Origin of the sequence: Butyrivibrio sp. AC2005 (assembly GCF_000424145.1) — a bacterium.
GTDB lineage: Bacteria > Bacillota > Clostridia > Lachnospirales > Lachnospiraceae > Butyrivibrio.
The window spans coordinates 53392-69063 of sequence record NZ_AUJI01000014.1; the positions used below are offsets into that span (position 1 = coordinate 53392).

At 41.4% G+C, this 15672-nt stretch carries 15 protein-coding genes; 1 reads left to right on the forward strand and 14 read right to left on the reverse strand.

Annotated elements, in window-relative coordinates:
- Nucleotides 1-24: 24 nt before the first annotated feature.
- The 14 genes from G602_RS0104975 to G602_RS0105040 all read right to left on the reverse strand — a co-directional run bounded on the left by G602_RS0104975 (nt 25) and on the right by G602_RS0105040 (nt 13421).
- Entirely contained in the window at nt 25-594 is a 570-nt protein-coding gene (locus G602_RS0104975) for a hypothetical protein (protein WP_026657970.1), read from the reverse strand.
- A gap of 11 nt (nt 595-605) precedes the next feature.
- Entirely contained in the window at nt 606-836 is a 231-nt protein-coding gene (locus G602_RS0104980; protein ID WP_026657971.1) for a type IV pilus modification PilV family protein, read from the reverse strand.
- A gap of 20 nt (nt 837-856) precedes the next feature.
- Nucleotides 857-1501: a hypothetical protein gene (locus tag G602_RS0104985; RefSeq protein WP_026657973.1), complete on the reverse strand. Its 645-nt coding sequence runs from the start codon at nt 1499-1501 to the stop codon at nt 857-859.
- 14 nt (nt 1502-1515) lie between these two features.
- Nucleotides 1516-2148 (reverse strand): type II secretion system protein M, encoded by a 633-nt coding sequence (locus tag G602_RS0104990; protein WP_026657974.1) that lies wholly within the window; start codon nt 2146-2148, stop codon nt 1516-1518.
- Nucleotide 2149: 1 nt separating this feature from the next.
- Nucleotides 2150-3724: a pilus assembly protein PilM gene (pilM, locus tag G602_RS0104995; protein ID WP_026657975.1), complete on the reverse strand. Its 1575-nt coding sequence runs from the start codon at nt 3722-3724 to the stop codon at nt 2150-2152.
- A gap of 13 nt (nt 3725-3737) precedes the next feature.
- Entirely contained in the window at nt 3738-4529 is a 792-nt protein-coding gene (locus G602_RS0105000) for a prepilin peptidase (RefSeq protein WP_026657976.1), read from the reverse strand.
- Nucleotide 4530: 1 nt separating this feature from the next.
- Nucleotides 4531-5754, reverse strand: coding sequence for a type II secretion system F family protein (locus G602_RS0105005; RefSeq protein WP_026657977.1), 1224 nt, complete (start codon nt 5752-5754; stop codon nt 4531-4533).
- Between the two features lie 29 nt (nt 5755-5783).
- Nucleotides 5784-6836, reverse strand: a complete 1053-nt coding sequence (locus G602_RS0105010) for a type IV pilus twitching motility protein PilT (RefSeq protein ID WP_242835489.1) — start codon at nt 6834-6836, stop codon at nt 5784-5786.
- Nucleotides 6837-6866: 30 nt separating this feature from the next.
- Nucleotides 6867-8582 carry a GspE/PulE family protein gene (locus G602_RS0105015; RefSeq protein WP_026657980.1) on the reverse strand — a complete coding sequence of 572 codons (1716 nt, stop codon included), beginning with the start codon at nt 8580-8582 and terminating at the stop codon, nt 6867-6869.
- Between the two features lie 30 nt (nt 8583-8612).
- Nucleotides 8613-8972 (reverse strand): hypothetical protein, encoded by a 360-nt coding sequence (locus G602_RS0105020; protein ID WP_155829693.1) that lies wholly within the window; start codon nt 8970-8972, stop codon nt 8613-8615.
- A 28-nt stretch (nt 8973-9000) separates the two neighbouring features.
- Entirely contained in the window at nt 9001-9357 is a 357-nt protein-coding gene (locus G602_RS31790) for a type IV pilin protein (RefSeq protein ID WP_049945065.1), read from the reverse strand.
- Between the two features lie 212 nt (nt 9358-9569).
- The gene (locus G602_RS0105030) at nt 9570-11375 is read right to left on the reverse strand and encodes a sugar ABC transporter substrate-binding protein (protein WP_026657982.1); all 1806 of its coding nucleotides are present in this window, start codon (nt 11373-11375) and stop codon (nt 9570-9572) included.
- Nucleotides 11376-11519: 144 nt separating this feature from the next.
- Entirely contained in the window at nt 11520-12458 is a 939-nt protein-coding gene (locus tag G602_RS0105035) for a carbohydrate ABC transporter permease (protein WP_026657983.1), read from the reverse strand.
- Nucleotides 12459-12512: 54 nt separating this feature from the next.
- The gene (locus G602_RS0105040; RefSeq protein WP_026657984.1) at nt 12513-13421 is read right to left on the reverse strand and encodes an ABC transporter permease subunit; all 909 of its coding nucleotides are present in this window, start codon (nt 13419-13421) and stop codon (nt 12513-12515) included.
- Between the two features lie 233 nt (nt 13422-13654).
- Between G602_RS0105040 and G602_RS0105045 the strand changes: the two genes are divergently transcribed.
- The gene (locus G602_RS0105045) at nt 13655-15646 is read left to right on the forward strand and encodes a right-handed parallel beta-helix repeat-containing protein (RefSeq protein ID WP_026657986.1); all 1992 of its coding nucleotides are present in this window, start codon (nt 13655-13657) and stop codon (nt 15644-15646) included.
- The last annotated feature ends 26 nt before the right edge of the window (nt 15647-15672 follow it).

The window sequence follows — 15672 nt, forward strand, 5'->3', positions numbered from 1 at the left end:
AATTTCTATAGCGAATCTATAAGATTAATTGTCTTCTTTTTGTTCTCTGGGCACATCGATGACATATTCCCCTTTTGTCAACTCCCTGCCCTTTTTATCAGACACCGTAATAGCTACTTTAAACTTCCAATATGGATTATCACCTTCCTTTGTCTTCTCCGGTGAATTAATAACTGCATTTACCCTTAATTCTTCAGCATATTTTTCTGATCCATCCCCCAAAATCGGATAATATTGTTTATTCCCATCTATGCTTTCAAGATAAATAGTATTATCTCCCGTTACAAGCTTACATCTGCCTCCAATAAGGCCACTTCCATCTACAAATGTGCTTCCATCCTCATCAAATCCACTTGCCGTAGTGAGTTCGGCTCTGACAAAGTCCATCAATGTAGACATTATCATCTGTGACTTTGACCGGTTTGTACTCTCTCTATACTGGTCAGCTGCCAGTCTCATTGATTGTGATACAAGAAAAGTTGCAAGCAACAAAATCAGGACAGCAAGAAGCATTTCAATAATGGAAAAGCCTTTACTGCCTGAATTCCTTATTTTTTTTTGTAATTGTTTACCTGATTTCTTTATAATTCTCATTCCCCAAATCTTTATTCGATGGTAAAACCGGTCACCTCAACATGATTGTCAAAGCCACCACTCCCATTTTCCGCACTGTAATATACAGATTTCTCCTTTGACTGCTTATTTGCTTTTGTTGCGGCAACAATTGCTCCCGGTAGCATTACCAGCGCAACAGCCGCTATCAATAGAGCAAAAAGCGTTTCAATAAGCGTTTCCCCAACACTATTTCTAATCTTTTCCCTGATATTGCTCCTCATTATTACTCATTCCTCTGATTTTAATTACCGTTTTTATCTTTTACTCTTGAGGTAACATACATACCATCCTTTGACCAGGATATGTAGGTTACTTCTTTTTTCTGGAACTTTCCGTTTGAATCCTTGGGTTTTAAATAGTCATCCTCCTTAACAGTCACCGCTGTTCCCGGTATAGTCAGTGTAAGGGGATAATCGGTTACTGCATTCTCCATCCAGACATCTACTGTTATGGTATAGTCCTTGCTCATGGTTATTCTTCCCTTGAGCTCAGCATTTTTTAGCAATTCTGTTCCGGAATAACTAAAGGTTATGTTCTTTGTCCCCCCGCCGGCTTTTGCCATTTCCTTAACACTTATTCCAAGTTCATCCTTCATGCCTTCTACCGCAGTAGTTCCGGCGCTGTTACTTTCCTGTCCCTCATATTCTTTATCATAGACAAAAGAAGCATTATCTTCCATGCAGTTCTGAATAAGTCTTATTGCTTCCGTAGTTGCAGAATATGCAATTTCGACCTTTCTTTCCTCTGCAGTCCTCTCTGCGTTAAGTATTGCTGCATTAACTATAGCAATAGCCACAAATGCCACGATCAAAAATACGACAAGTGCCAGTATTACAGACGCTCCCTTATTATTAAATTTCTCCCGAAAACACTTTTTTCTTCTCATGTCCCATCTCGTAGTTAAAACCCAAATATCGCACTATCACTTGAGCTGTTATTTTTCTCCGACTCATCCTCCGGCAGTTCCTTATCAGGAGTTCCGCCCTGCATTGTCTCATAAAAATCTCCGGTAAGACTAACTGTTACTTCATCATCATTTATATTTGTGCCGAACAAAACCGGTGAAGCCACAACATTATTAACAAGGCAGCGTATCTCACTTGATTCCAGCTTCTCAATTATTTCCTCTGCCTCTGTAAAATTTTTTACAGTAAATCCCATCTCAAATTCTCTTCTTATGAGATCACCATTTCTTGTCAGTTTTGTAAACTTCACAGAATAATTAATTGTATCGCTTAAAAGAGCATGAAGGAAATCCAGTTCATCTTTTCCGGCATTGTAGCTTGGAAGATAACTAAGTGACTTAACTTCATCTCCATTTAAAGCCTCTGACATATCATTGATTCTTTTAAGCTTGTTCTGAACAACCTCCAGCTCCGTTGTGAGAGCATTCTGTTCCTGTATCGCAGACTGTATTCCCTGCTCTATCGGAGTTGATACCAAAAGATAGTATAATGCCCCAAGAATTATGATAAACAGTATTACCAACAGTATTTTTTCACTTTTCGTAAAAGCCTTATTTAGTATATTCACTTTATTTCTCCTTATCAGAAGACTTCGTTATAAGATACACTTTAATCTCAGCATTTACACCTGATTCAATGGCTTCTGTCGTTATATCATCTATAATTGTTTTTGCGGACACAACTGAACAGCTCTCAATAATGTCCTGCTCCCTCAAGAAATTAGTAAGTTTGCTTACCTCCTCCAAAGTGCGCGCCGTCAGGTCTATTGTCATTGTCCCCTTTACCGTATCCATGTAGGTAACCTTCATTCCCTGACTGCCTATCAGATCGACAATACTTGCGGCTTCAAGTCTGCTTACCCTTGTGCGTTCTTCTTCATTCATTGTATCCCACGTATAATGACTATATTCTACCGTAAGAGTCTCTGCACTGTTGATTTGCTCATACTGTGCATCAATCTGTTCCTGTAAAAGTGCAGCCTTATGTCTCTCATTTTCAAGGACTCGCATTCTGTCTACAAATGTAAATTTGCCTACTATGAGAAAAGCGACAACTAAAGCAGCCACAATTCCCAATATCACCCAAATATTCTTTTTGTCCTTTTCTCCGGCAGAAGCCAGATTACTATTGGTTTCAACCCCAACTGCATCGCTCAATATGATTCCGACTGAACCATACGTAACATTTATTTCCTTCTGCTTGCTATACTTGGGGAATAATTCATCCATTGTCTGGACATTTTTATCAATTCGAGTCTTTAGCATTTCTACCAATGGCTCTGTCATCGCACCCGTACCGCAAAGGACCACATCATTCAGCCTTGCTGTCATATCTGATGTCTCATAGAAATTCAGCCCTTTCAGAATTTCTATTGATATATCTTTGTATGCATTTACTGCAGCAGGAAGCTTGTCACAATCGTTATATCTGTTTCTGAGATATGTTACAGCCAGATGCGAATCAACATTCAGCTCATCCGCTATGGCATTTATCACGTTGTCCTCTCCTATATCCAGCATCTGTGACAACTTGAATTCGCCATTTTTAAAAACCATCATTCGGATATTACGGCGACCAATATCCATAAAGCAGCGCTCTTTTTTAACTTCCTCCTCTACTCCAAGAGCATTTAGAAGCGCCTCATACACGGAAGTTTCCGGCAATGCTTTAACAAGCTTCAAACCGGCAAGCTTCAAGGTCTCACGTAATCCCGTAATAAGATCCAGCGGAACTGCATATGCAAGAAGGCTTATACTGTTTGATTCCTCACCGCCTTTTTCATCAATTCTCTTTACATAGTCATAAACATACTGATTCAATTCCCCCTGAATGAAGTCCTTAAACTCAAAGGGGATGTTATATCTGATCTGTTCATCAGAAAGCCTGGGGGTTGTAATCTTACGTACAAATATTTCGCTGTCTGCTATTACATAAGCTGCATTTTTGCACTTAATTTCCTTATCTTTTATCTGCTCTTTTAAAAACTCAGCAAAAAGATGATGAGAAATAATTTTATTACCCTCAACTATATTATCCGGCAATTCTTCCCAATATGATTTGCGGACTACCCCGCCTCTCATCAAGGTCATTGCCAGTCTTCCATGTGTGACGCTTATTCCTAAAACAGCCTGCTTATTTGCCATTAGTTCTCCCCTCTCATAGCATTCGTAAATACCAGTCTGTTATATCGTTGCCAATTATAAGTAATATGTATGATGCTGTTGCTATAGCAGGTCCAAAAGGAAACTCTTTTGTCGCCTTTGGATCTATAATTTTTCTCGCCATTGCAAACATTAGTCCTAATACACAGGACAAAATAACAAGTTCATAAGCTCCTGCAAATCCAAGATACAATCCCAGTATTGCAAATAGTTTTATATCCCCGCCTCCAAGACTATCCCTTTTGAGGATTCTGTCCATTATAAGGCTGAGTGTAAGCATTACTGCCCCTGCAATAACTCCTGCCAATAACCCGAAACCCAAATCCTTTATGCTCCAGTCTCCTGTTACAACCTCGAGCAGAGAAAAAAATACCCAGTTAAAAAAAGCTGTTATAAGAAGACCATTCGGTATTTCAAGTATCTCAAGATCAACCAATGCCATAGCAAAAAGGCAACCGGTCAAAACCCAGTTTTTACAGAACAGAAGCATATCGGGCTTTGTAAAAGCATAGAGGAAAACCGATAAAAACATAAATATAAGCTCTGTAACCGGATATCTTACAGATATTTTTTTGCCACAATATCTGCACTTCCCTCTGCTTAGCACATAACTCAAAACAGGAATCAGATCAATCGCCCCAAGCTTATGTCCGCAATCCCTGCAGCGGCTTCTGTCTTTGACAAAATCTTCATTTCTTACAATCCGCATAGCCATACAATTCAGAAATGACCCAAATATAAGTCCAAATACTGCTATACAGGCTATGTTGTATACCCCTTCTGTCAAATCACAACCCCTGATACATGCTGAACATAGACATGTATATTGCTATTACAATAAATCCTGCAACAACAGCTATAAATATCAAAAGCGCAGGCTCAAGCATCGCAATAGCCTTTGTAACCGCCTGCTCCAGTTCGTTATCGTAGTAAGCAGCGATTACATCAAGGGTGTGTTTCATTTCACCTGTCTCTTCTCCAACACCAACCATATCCGTAAGTATGTCAGGCATAACCTCTGTATCACGCATGGAATCAACTACGGTACGTCCTTCTTCAATTTTGGAAACCATACCCTCTATTTTTTTCCTGTAAACTTCATTGGTCATTACCTTTGAAGTTATGCTGACAGCCTTGGTCATTGGAATTCCTGCGCCTATCATGGTTGCCATTGTATTTGCAAACAGGCTTGCAGCATTAAGTTCTGCAATATTTCCAAGCACAGGAAGCTTTAGCTGAATTTGCGAAAGCTTGTAGGCGCCTCCCGGCGTCCTTTTGTATAAGTAGTAAGAAACAATAATGATTGCAATTACCAACAGAATAATAATTATATTGTCTTTGAAAAAATTGGAGATAGCAATCAGCATCCTTGTCGGAAGAGGCAATTGTCCGCCAATTTCGTCAAATATTGCGGTAAAAGTCGGAACAACTTTAGCCATCATCACTATTACAACCAAAACAGCCACAGCCAGAACAAACAAAGGATAGCTCATTGCATTTCTTACTTTTGCACCCATTTTAGTCTGCTTGTCAAAATGTCTGAACATGGAATCAAAAGCGCCTGCAAGATCTCCTGCTTCTTCTCCGGCTCTTAATGTTTCACTGAATGTCGGTGGTAAAAAGTCGCCTCCGTGGTCCTGGAAAGAGGTTGAAATTGATCTTCCTGCTTCTACATCCTCGAACACTTTCGCAAGAAGTTTTTTTAGCACTTTATTAGCAGTCTTATCACCAATAAGCTTAACCGCTCTTGATATGGGTATTCCTGCAGACAAAATTGTCGCGAATTGGCTGCACATAAGAGTAAAAGCTTTGGAATCCAGCCTTTTACCTCCAATATCCGCCACTAAAAACTCAGGAAGTACCATACCCTTTCCATGCAATTCTTTTATAGAAAGCACTGCATCATACTGTTGTTTTATTTTAGCAGTAGCTTCAAGCTGATCGATTGCTTCCAGCATTCCGTTGACTTTTTCCCCCGAAGCCGTTAGTGCTGTATACTTGTAGCTATTCATATTTCCCCCATAGAATATGTCTTAAGTGGTTAGTTCATGTTTCTGGAAACGAAGTCCTTATTTACTGCATAATATAGTGCGCTGTCTCTTGATATCAGTCCTTTTCTTACCAGCATCACTATTGACTGATCCATTGTCTGTCCGCCTATTTCGGCACTTGTAGCAACTGCATTTGCAATCTGCGGAGTATTCCCTGTTCTGATAAGGTTTCTGATTGCATCAGTAACAATCATGTACTCTGCTGCAAGCGCTCTTCCACCGTCTTTTTTCTTGATAAGCTGTTGTGTAAGTACCGCCTGCAGTACCATTGAGAGCTGAAGCCTTATCTGCTGCTGAGCCCCCTCAGGAAATACCTGAACCATACGATCTATGGAATCCGAAGCACTTCCTGTATGAAGCGTTCCAAAGACAAGATGTCCTGTTTCTGCAGCTGTTATAGCCGTTTCTATCGTATCTCTGTCTCGCATTTCTCCGATAAGAATAACATCAGGATCTTCTCTTAATGAAGCTCTAAGCCCCATCGAAAAACTCTCTGTATCTTTTCCTATTTCTCTTTGATTTATTGCGCAAAGATCCGGCGTATACACATACTCAATCGGGTCTTCCAGAGTGACTATATGTTTCTTATAATGATGATTTATATCATCAAGTATTGCTGCCAGTGTAGTGGATTTACCGGATCCTGTTTCACCTGTTACAAGCACAATTCCCTTATGAAGCTTCGGAAGATCAAGCACTCCCAAAGGAAGTCCTAACGTTCCCAACTCCGGTATATACTCTGACAATATTCTAAGCGCAAGTGAAGGTACTTCACGCTGCTTAAAAAGATGTATACGACATCTGCTTCCTGCAAAGGTATCTGCAGCATCGAATTCGCCAACTTTTAGAAATTCATTAAAAGCCTCTTCTGTTTTGGTTAGGCTTTTCGCTATACTAATGCACTCTTCTCTGGTAACCGGGGTATCTACAATATTCTCCAGCTCACCATTTTTCCTAACCTTTGGCGGAATCCCACATATAATATGTATGTCTGATGCACCTTCAGCCTTTGCTCCGGCAACCATTTCATCTAATGTCATCATGGCATGTACCTCTTAACTACGATTCCCATGCTACATATTTTCATTTGTTACTCTTAATACTTCATAAACCGTAGTCACACCTTCTTCAATAAGCTTTACACCCGACTCTTTAAGTGATACGAAATCCGAGTCTTCCTTTTTCAGCTCTTTTTCTATCTCGCCTCTTCCGGCTTTATGATATATAAGTTCTGCAATCTGAGGTGTCACCATCATTATCTCAAATATGGCAATTCTTCCGGAATATCCTGTATTGAAGCAGTGTTGACATCCTTTACCGAACTTAAACTTTGTTCCGGGTTTTATTTTTACTCCAAGTCTTTCAACTTCATCTCTTTGAGGCTCATATTCCTCTGCACAATACGGACAAACCCGTCTGACAAGTCTCTGAGAAATAACTCCTCTAAGAGTGGCGGAAATCAGATATGGCTCAACACCCAAATCCTCAAGTCTGTCAATTGCACCCACTGCGTCGTTAGTATGAATTGTACTCATAACAAAACGTCCTGTAAGGGCCGCTCTCAGACATATCTCTGCTGTTTCTCCGTCACGTATCTCACCTACAGATACTATATCGGGATCCTGACGAAGAATCGCTCTTAGTCCATTTGCAAAGGTCATATTGGTCTTGGTATTTACCTGAACCTGATTAAGACCATCAAGGTTATATTCTATAGGATCCTCCAGTGTAACCAGATTAACATCCCTTGTATTAAGCTCATTAAGCATCGCATACATGGTAGTGGTTTTACCGGATCCTGTAGGACCTACAAGAAGCATTACACCATTTTTATAGTGTATCAGTTTCTCATACTTCTCCATATCATCTGAGCGAAGTCCCAGCATTTCTTTATCAATTTCTGTATTGGATTTATCCAGAAGACGACATACTATTTTCTCTCCCCACGCTATCGGTAGAGTAGATACACGCATGTCTATACTTTTATTAAGAACACTGACAGCGAATCTGCCATCCTGGGGAATTCTTTTTTCTGCCACATCCATTCCGGACATAGTCTTTATTCTCGCCAATACAGCTGCAGTAACTTCATTTGGCACTTTCAGAATATCCCTTAGGACACCATCAATACGCATCCTGACATCCATATCTGTTTCTCTTGGCTCAAAGTGAATATCAGATGCACGTTCTGCAACCGCTCTCTCAATAATGGAATTTACAAGACGAATAGTGGGAGCACTTTCACTGTCCCTACTTAATGAATTTGAGGTTATGACATAGTCAAAACCTGATAATGGTGACTCTGTCCCACCATCATGTCCGATTTCTTTCTTATAGTCAGCTATTGCCTGCTTTGCATTCTCATTGCCATACAATGTATTTATGGCTCTCTCCACGGCAACATGCGTCGAAATTAGCGGTACAATTTTTAAATTTGTCGCCTTACGCACTTCATCAAGCGCATAATAATTAAGGGGATCATCCATAGCCACATAAAGCGTATCCCCTTCCTTTTGTACCGGAACAAGGTGATTCTGCTTAGCAGTATTACGCTGGACAAGTTTTGCCATCTCCTGCTTAATACTTACCTTCGCAAGATCTATATAGTCGACCTCCAACTGAATTGCCAGAGTCTGTGCAATATCATCCGGAGTAACTATTTTATTATTTATAAGAACTTCACCAAGTTTTTCATGCGTTTGTTTCTGCATTTCAAGTGCATACTGCAACTCATTCTCATTGATCAGACCTCTCTCTATGAGCAGGTCACCGATTCTCTTCTTTGGCATATTTCCCCCTGCATTACCAACTAAGAAATGTTATGGTTTAACCCATTCGGTTATTACACTCTGATCTTCTGCAATTGTAATTAACAGGTACTTTCCCTGATGCTCCTTTGAGGATCCATATGGCACGACAGTTGTCTTCGCTTTCAGTGGATCAACAAACTTCTTGTTTTCAGCATCATAAACAGCCTCTGTGAACAGATCATTCTGCACAAGCTCAAGCGATGCCTTACGTTCTGCAGCAATAACTATCTCATTATCCATGTCTTCCAACGAATTATTAATATTATTACGCGCAATTCTTACAACAATAATTGCAACAAGTGCAAGTGCAATAAGCGCTATAAGAACCACTACTCTGGATAATCCTTTACTGCCTTTTAATTTCATCATTATTTCCCTGTAAGATAGTCAGAAAACATCAGTTTACGCTAAGCTCGCCATCATCATTGCAAGATACAGACCAACTTCCTGAAGTCTTTGCTGCCGGTGGGTTAATTCCACTTGGCCATGCAATCTCAGACTGCCAACCTTCTTTCTTCTGCTGAACAGGTGCAGTCTTAGCTCCAACTGCCTTTCCTGTTTCAAGGTATTCTGCCATTACCTCAGCATAAAGCGCTCTGATATTCGCAGCATCAGTAGCTTCCCTCGCCTTTTCCAACTGATTTGTAAAGGTGGGGATTGCAATTGCAACAAGAACTGCTATGATCGCAACTACAATTAAAAGCTCCGCCAACGTAAAACCTTTTTTCAATCTCTCCCTCATTGTTTTGATCATTTCATCTCTCCTTTATATCACTCAAAATATAATTAGCTATGAAATAGATTATAGTATTAATATTTTACCGCTTTAGCATTCCTTTCACAATAATACAGTATTGAGTTTTTCTAAAATTCCTATTAATTTATTATATTTTTACACAATTTAAAAAAGCATCCCAATAGTCACTTCTGACTATCAGGATGCTTCCATTACTTGTTATTATTCCATTACTGAGCTGCTTTTCTGGCATCAAGCATAGGCTGATACTTCTCTGTATCGAATGCTACAAGATCATCAAATCCAAGACCCTGAAGCTGACTTACCATATCATCCCACTGAGCATCGAAATCTGCATCATCCTTTGCAAATACCATTCTCCATGAGGAATCCTTGATAACATCGCCGCACTGCTTACGGATAAGGCTGACATCTGTTGTATCGATTGCAAGAGCAATGTTGATTGAAGGAACAACTGTCATCATGTTGTTGTTCTTTAAGTACTCAACGTCATCTGCTGCACCGAACTTCTCAGACCACTCATTAGTTGTCTTTGTCTTGTTCATCTCGATTGTTGTTGACCACATATCTGAAGCATAAGGCTCGCCTGTCTCAGGGTTAACATCACAGGAAGCTACGATCCACTGGTTGATCTGGTTGTTACCATCGTTCCAGTTGCCGCCGCCGAGTTCTTCAGGAACAAGAACTTCTGCTGAGAATCTGTTAAGGCCGTCCTCTGTAAGTGTGTACTTGCCATCTTCGATTGTGTATGTAAGACCTTCTGTACCTGCATGCTGGATCTGAACACCCTCGGGTGAAGCGTACCAGTCAAGGAACTCCATAAGTCTTGCGAAGTTAGCATCGTCAACCTGTGAACCAACACAGAGAACACGTCCATCACCGTAATAGGTGTCTGATGGCTGATAAAGGTTTGTATCTGCTACAGGGATTTCAACGTAGTTGGTTCCCTCGTTACCTCTTGCAGGGCTGTTCCAGAAACCATACTGCCAGCTATACCAGTAGAGGTATACTCTCTTATCCTGCATCTTGGAAACAATTGCGTTCCAGTCCTGAGTTGCAGAATCGGGATCAACAAGTCCCATCTGGTTTGCCTGATAGAAGAACTTAAGCATCTTATAGTACGCACCATCCTTGTCTGTGATAGGCGCGATGCTGTTGTCTGTACCGATAAGCACGGAGCCGTTAACTTCCTGTCCATACCACTTTGTAAGCTGAGCTACGTTCTCCATGTACTGTGAATCCCAATCCTTCCACATGCTGATTGCATATGCGGGATCGCCGTTCTCGTTTGTCGGATGAGCATCCTGGATTGACTTAAGGCAAGCAAGAAGATCGTCAAGGTTCTTAAGCTCAGGAGCACCAACCTCGTTGTACATATCCCATCCCATACGAGGATAAGAATATACGTGAAGCTGCTTGTAATCTGTAGGTCCGTTGTTGTTCATTTCAAGCGGAATACAATAAATCTTGGAGCCATCGCCGATCTGAGAGTTGAACTCTTTGATCTGCTTCTCATACTTCATAAGGTTAGGATACTGTGAAAGTACATCTGTAAGATCATGGATAAGTCCTGAATCTACGCACTCTGCAGCATCTGCATTATCAAGGATGATAAGATCACCAAGAGCACCTGCTGCGCATCTTGTCTGATAAAGTGCTGCACCATCACCTGATACCTGAGGTGCAATGATGTTAAGATCCATATTGAACTTGTCCTTAACAATCTTGCCATACCATCCGGGCTGCACACCCTGGAAGTTAGCTGCTACATCGTAGAAATCTACTGTGTAGGTCTCATCATGATTAGCTGCAGGAGCAGCCTCAGCTGTTTCCCCACCTTCTGTAGCCTCTGTGCTGTCAGCGCTCTCGGAGCCTGCTGACTCTGTGCTTGTCTCTGTGCTTGTGTCCCCACCGCCTGTAGTAGTGTCAGCGCCTGTGCTTCCACCACATCCGGCCAGCATACTTACAGTAACGATTGCTGTAAGTGCCAGAGATGAAAGTTTTTTCAATTTCATTTTTCATTCCTCCTTTTTCTAGAAAACCTTCTATCTACACCCACTTAGGAGTTAGATTCATAAGGAAGTTCTGCTCTCGGGCTAAAGCCCTCGCCAGAACGACTTTCACACTAGCCTCGAAAAAACCTCGGCAAGTGTTCAATGTCAACCTTTTACCGCGCCAATCATGATTCCCTTTACGAAATACTTCTGGAAGATCGGGTAAACCAGCATGATAGGAAGTACTACGATAACCGTAATAGTCATACGTACACTTGTTGTGGTCTGAGCTGTAGCAGCAGCTGCTGCAAGTGATGCTGTACTTGATGTACTCTGTGCCAGTGATGCAAGTGAGCTTGCCTGGTTCAGGTACTGGTAAAGCACGAACTGTAAGGGATACAGCTTAGTATCTGTCATAAGAAGCAGTGTATCCTGGAAAGCATTCCACTGGCTGACAGCTGAGAAAATAGCAACTGTTGCCATGATAGGCTTGATAACCGGAATGATAACCCTAAAGAATACTGTAAGCACTCCTGCTCCATCCATCTCCGCAGCTTCCTGAAGCTCCTTCGGCACCGACTCTACGAAGGTCTTTGTAAGAATCAGGTTGAAGGGTGATACGATTGCAGGAAGTATATATCCCCAGAAATTGTTGGTCAGGTGCATCTGCTTCATAACCAAATACCACGGAATAATTCCGGCATTGAAGTACATGGTAGCAACAACGACTCTGTACCAGAACTTTCTCTTCCACATCTTATCCTGTGTGAACATGAATCCAAGAAAAGCTGATGCAAAAACTGTGGCTCCTGTTCCAAGAACTGTTCTCAGAAGAGAAATCTTGAATGCCTGAGGAAGCCCCTCAATTCTGAATGCTGATATGTAGTTGTGTAAATGTATCTGCTGTGGGAGGAAAAGAATATCTCCTCTCGCACTTATATCGTTTGCACTGATTGTATTTATAACTATGTAATAGAAGGGATACAGGCACAGGAAAGCAGCTATTGTGAAGATGATATAGCAGACTATCTCAACTGCACGGTCCCCCGCACTTACATGCATCTTACTTTTTTTGTTTGTCTGAGAGTTATTTGTATCTTTCATAGTTTTTACCGAACCTGTCATTGTATGTGTAATAGCCATTTTTCTTACCTCCGTTTAGAGAATGCTCTCGCCGCGAATCGACTTGGAGGCTCTGTTAACTATGAAAAGTAACACAAGGCTGACAAGACTCTTCAACATACTAATTGCAACTGATACTGAATAACCGCCACTACCCATGGCCATGTTGTAAACGTACAGGTCAAGAACCTGAATGTAATCTTTGTTGAACGCATTCTGGAATACGTAGTACTGCTCCATTCCGTTGTTAAGGAAGTTGGCAACATTTAATACCAAAAGAACAAAGTATGTAGGAAGCAGGCTAGGAATAGTGATATGCCAGATAACCTGCATTCTTGTTGCTCCATCAACCTTAGCTGCCTGGATAAGCTCATCATCGATACTTGATATTGCAGCTATGTACATGATTGCTGCCCATCCGAGATTTTTCCATGTAAGCCATAACCACTGTGTGAACCATACATGCTCTGATGATTGAAGGAAAAGTATCGGTGTGCTGATAACTCCCATTTTCATAAGAAGAGAGTTCATCATACCTGTACTGTTAAACAGTGAGAACGCTATGGAGTAAACCATTACCCAGCTGACGAAGTTAGGAAGTGTTGTTACTGTCTGTACAAACTTTCTGAACTTTACGCCTCTGATCTCATTGAGAAATACTGCGAACAGCATAGGAAGCCAGCTTGTTCCGAGTGTAAGTCCGCTCATCGCAAATGTATTTTTTAATACCTGGATAAGCTGTTTTACCTTAACATCTGTGCTAACCAGTGATGCAAACCACTTGAATCCGACAAATGCACTGTTTGCCAATGTCTTCGGTGGTTTGTAATCATAGAATGCATATAGCCAACCGTATAGCGGGTAATAACTGAACAGTAAAACCAGCACTATAAACGGAAGTACTAATAGGAAAAGTTGATACGAATACGCTTTTTTCTTAGTCAAATTGCACCTCCTCAGTTCATCCTCTTTCTATGGACAAACAATCCTTTATACAAGTAAATACTAGCCTAGGGAAAATCGCATAGCTATTCATTTATTGTCATATTGCATATAATTCTTGCTATTTGATGGAAACTTTTATGCAACTTATTGACATGGCAATTCGTAAATCGTACGATGAATCATATTTTATACAATTCATCATTTATTTTTACTAATGTATTGGGAGGAAATGTATGATTTATTATGTAGACGCCAATGCTTTCCGCGATGGTGACGGAAGCGAAAACAGGCCTTTCAGACAAATTAATGAGGCCGCAAAAATTGCTCGTCCGGGTGATGAAGTAATCGTAAAGCCCGGTATATACCGCGAACGTGTTGTTCCTGTAAATGCGGGAGAAGAAAACGCAAGAATTACATATCGTTCTGAGAAGCCTTTAGGTGCCGTTATAACCGGTGCTGAGCTAATTACAAACTGGAAAAAGGAAAAAGGCGGAGTTTATAGCGCAAGAATTAACAACTCTGTTTTTGGCAATTTCAATCCTTATATTGAGCGGGTTTACGGAGACTGGTACTTCTCTCCCATCATTCGCCATACAGGATCTGTTTTCATCAATGATCTCATGATGTATGAGGCAGCTTCTCTTGAGGAATGCAAAAAAGGAAAACCTGACCCTTATGCTTGGCACCCGGATGAAGCCAAGTATCTCTGGTACACAGAGCAGGACGGCGATGAAACAGTAATCTATGCAAACTTTCAGGATTTTGATCCTAATAAGGAAAAGGTTGAGATCAGCGTAAGAAGAAATTGCTTCATGCCTGATGAAAATGGTATTAATTACATTACCGTCAGCGGATTTTTAATTACAAAAGCAGCTACAACCTGGGCACCGCCTGCTGCCTACCAGGACGGAATGATCGGTCCTCACTGGAGCAAGGGATGGATCATAGAAGACTGCGAAATCAGCAACAGCAGATGCTGCGGTATCTCCCTGGGAAAATATCTTGATCCCGAAAACGACATGTACTTCACTGTCAAGCATGTTAAGAGTCCCACTCAGATGGAGCGCGACGCTGTATGCCGCGGTCAGTATCATGGATGGTTAAAGGAGAATATCGGACATCACATAATCAGACGCTGCCATATTCATCATTGCGAACAGACCGGTATTGTAGGCCGTATGGGCGGAGTCTTCTCAACAATCGAAGACTGTCACATCCATCACGTTTGCAATTCACAACAGCTTGGTGGTGCAGAGACAGCCGGTATAAAGCTTCATGCCGCAATTGATGTAACCATCAGAAGAAATCACATCCACAACTGTATCATGGGTGTATGGCTTGACTGGCAGGCACAGGGTGCAAGAGTCACTCAGAACCTCATGCACGATAACTGCAGACCTGAAGGAATAGAGCAGTCTCCCGGTGCTATGTTCAATACCGATGTCTTCATCGAGGTAGGTCATGGTCCTACCCTTATTGATAATAACCTTCTGCTTTCACCTGTATCTATCACGATTCCCAGTGAGGGCATTGCGGTTATCCACAATCTGGTACTCGGAAGCTTCAGCCTTATTAACTCAGGCGTTGACAGCATTGTTAACGATCAGAGAGAGCCTCGTTATACTCCTTATCACATCCGTCACCGCACCGAGGTTGCAGGCTTTATGACCATCCTTCATGGTGATGACAGAGTATACAACAACATCTTCGTTCAGCAGTATAAGGTAACAGATAAAAAGAAGACCGCACAGGATGCCGATTATCAGGTAGTTGGTACAGCACCTTTTGATATCTTCCCTACCTACGAGGAATGGGAAGATCAGTTTGACTTTACCAAGAATCCTGACATGGGCGGCCTTGCAAAGGCACACTTTGGACACCTTCCTGTATGGATTGATGGAAACGCATACTTTGATGGCGCAACTGTATATAAGAAAGAAAAGAACAAGCTTGTTGATAAGAAGTCAAAGGTATCCGTTACTGTTTCTGAAAAGGACGGCAGCTGGTATGTAAAGAGTGATCTCTTTGATAAACTCGGAGACTTCACCTGCAACGTCCTCACAACAGAGACTCTCGGCAAAGCCTTCGAACCCGAACAGTGCTTTGAGAATCCCGATGGAACTCCCATCACCTTTGATAAGGATTACTTCGGAGCCCACAGAGATCCTTCTGTAATCCCCGGACCGTTTGCAACAGCCAATAGTACAGAAGTAAAAGTATTTTAATGTTATAGGGAGCTGTGAAAAATGAG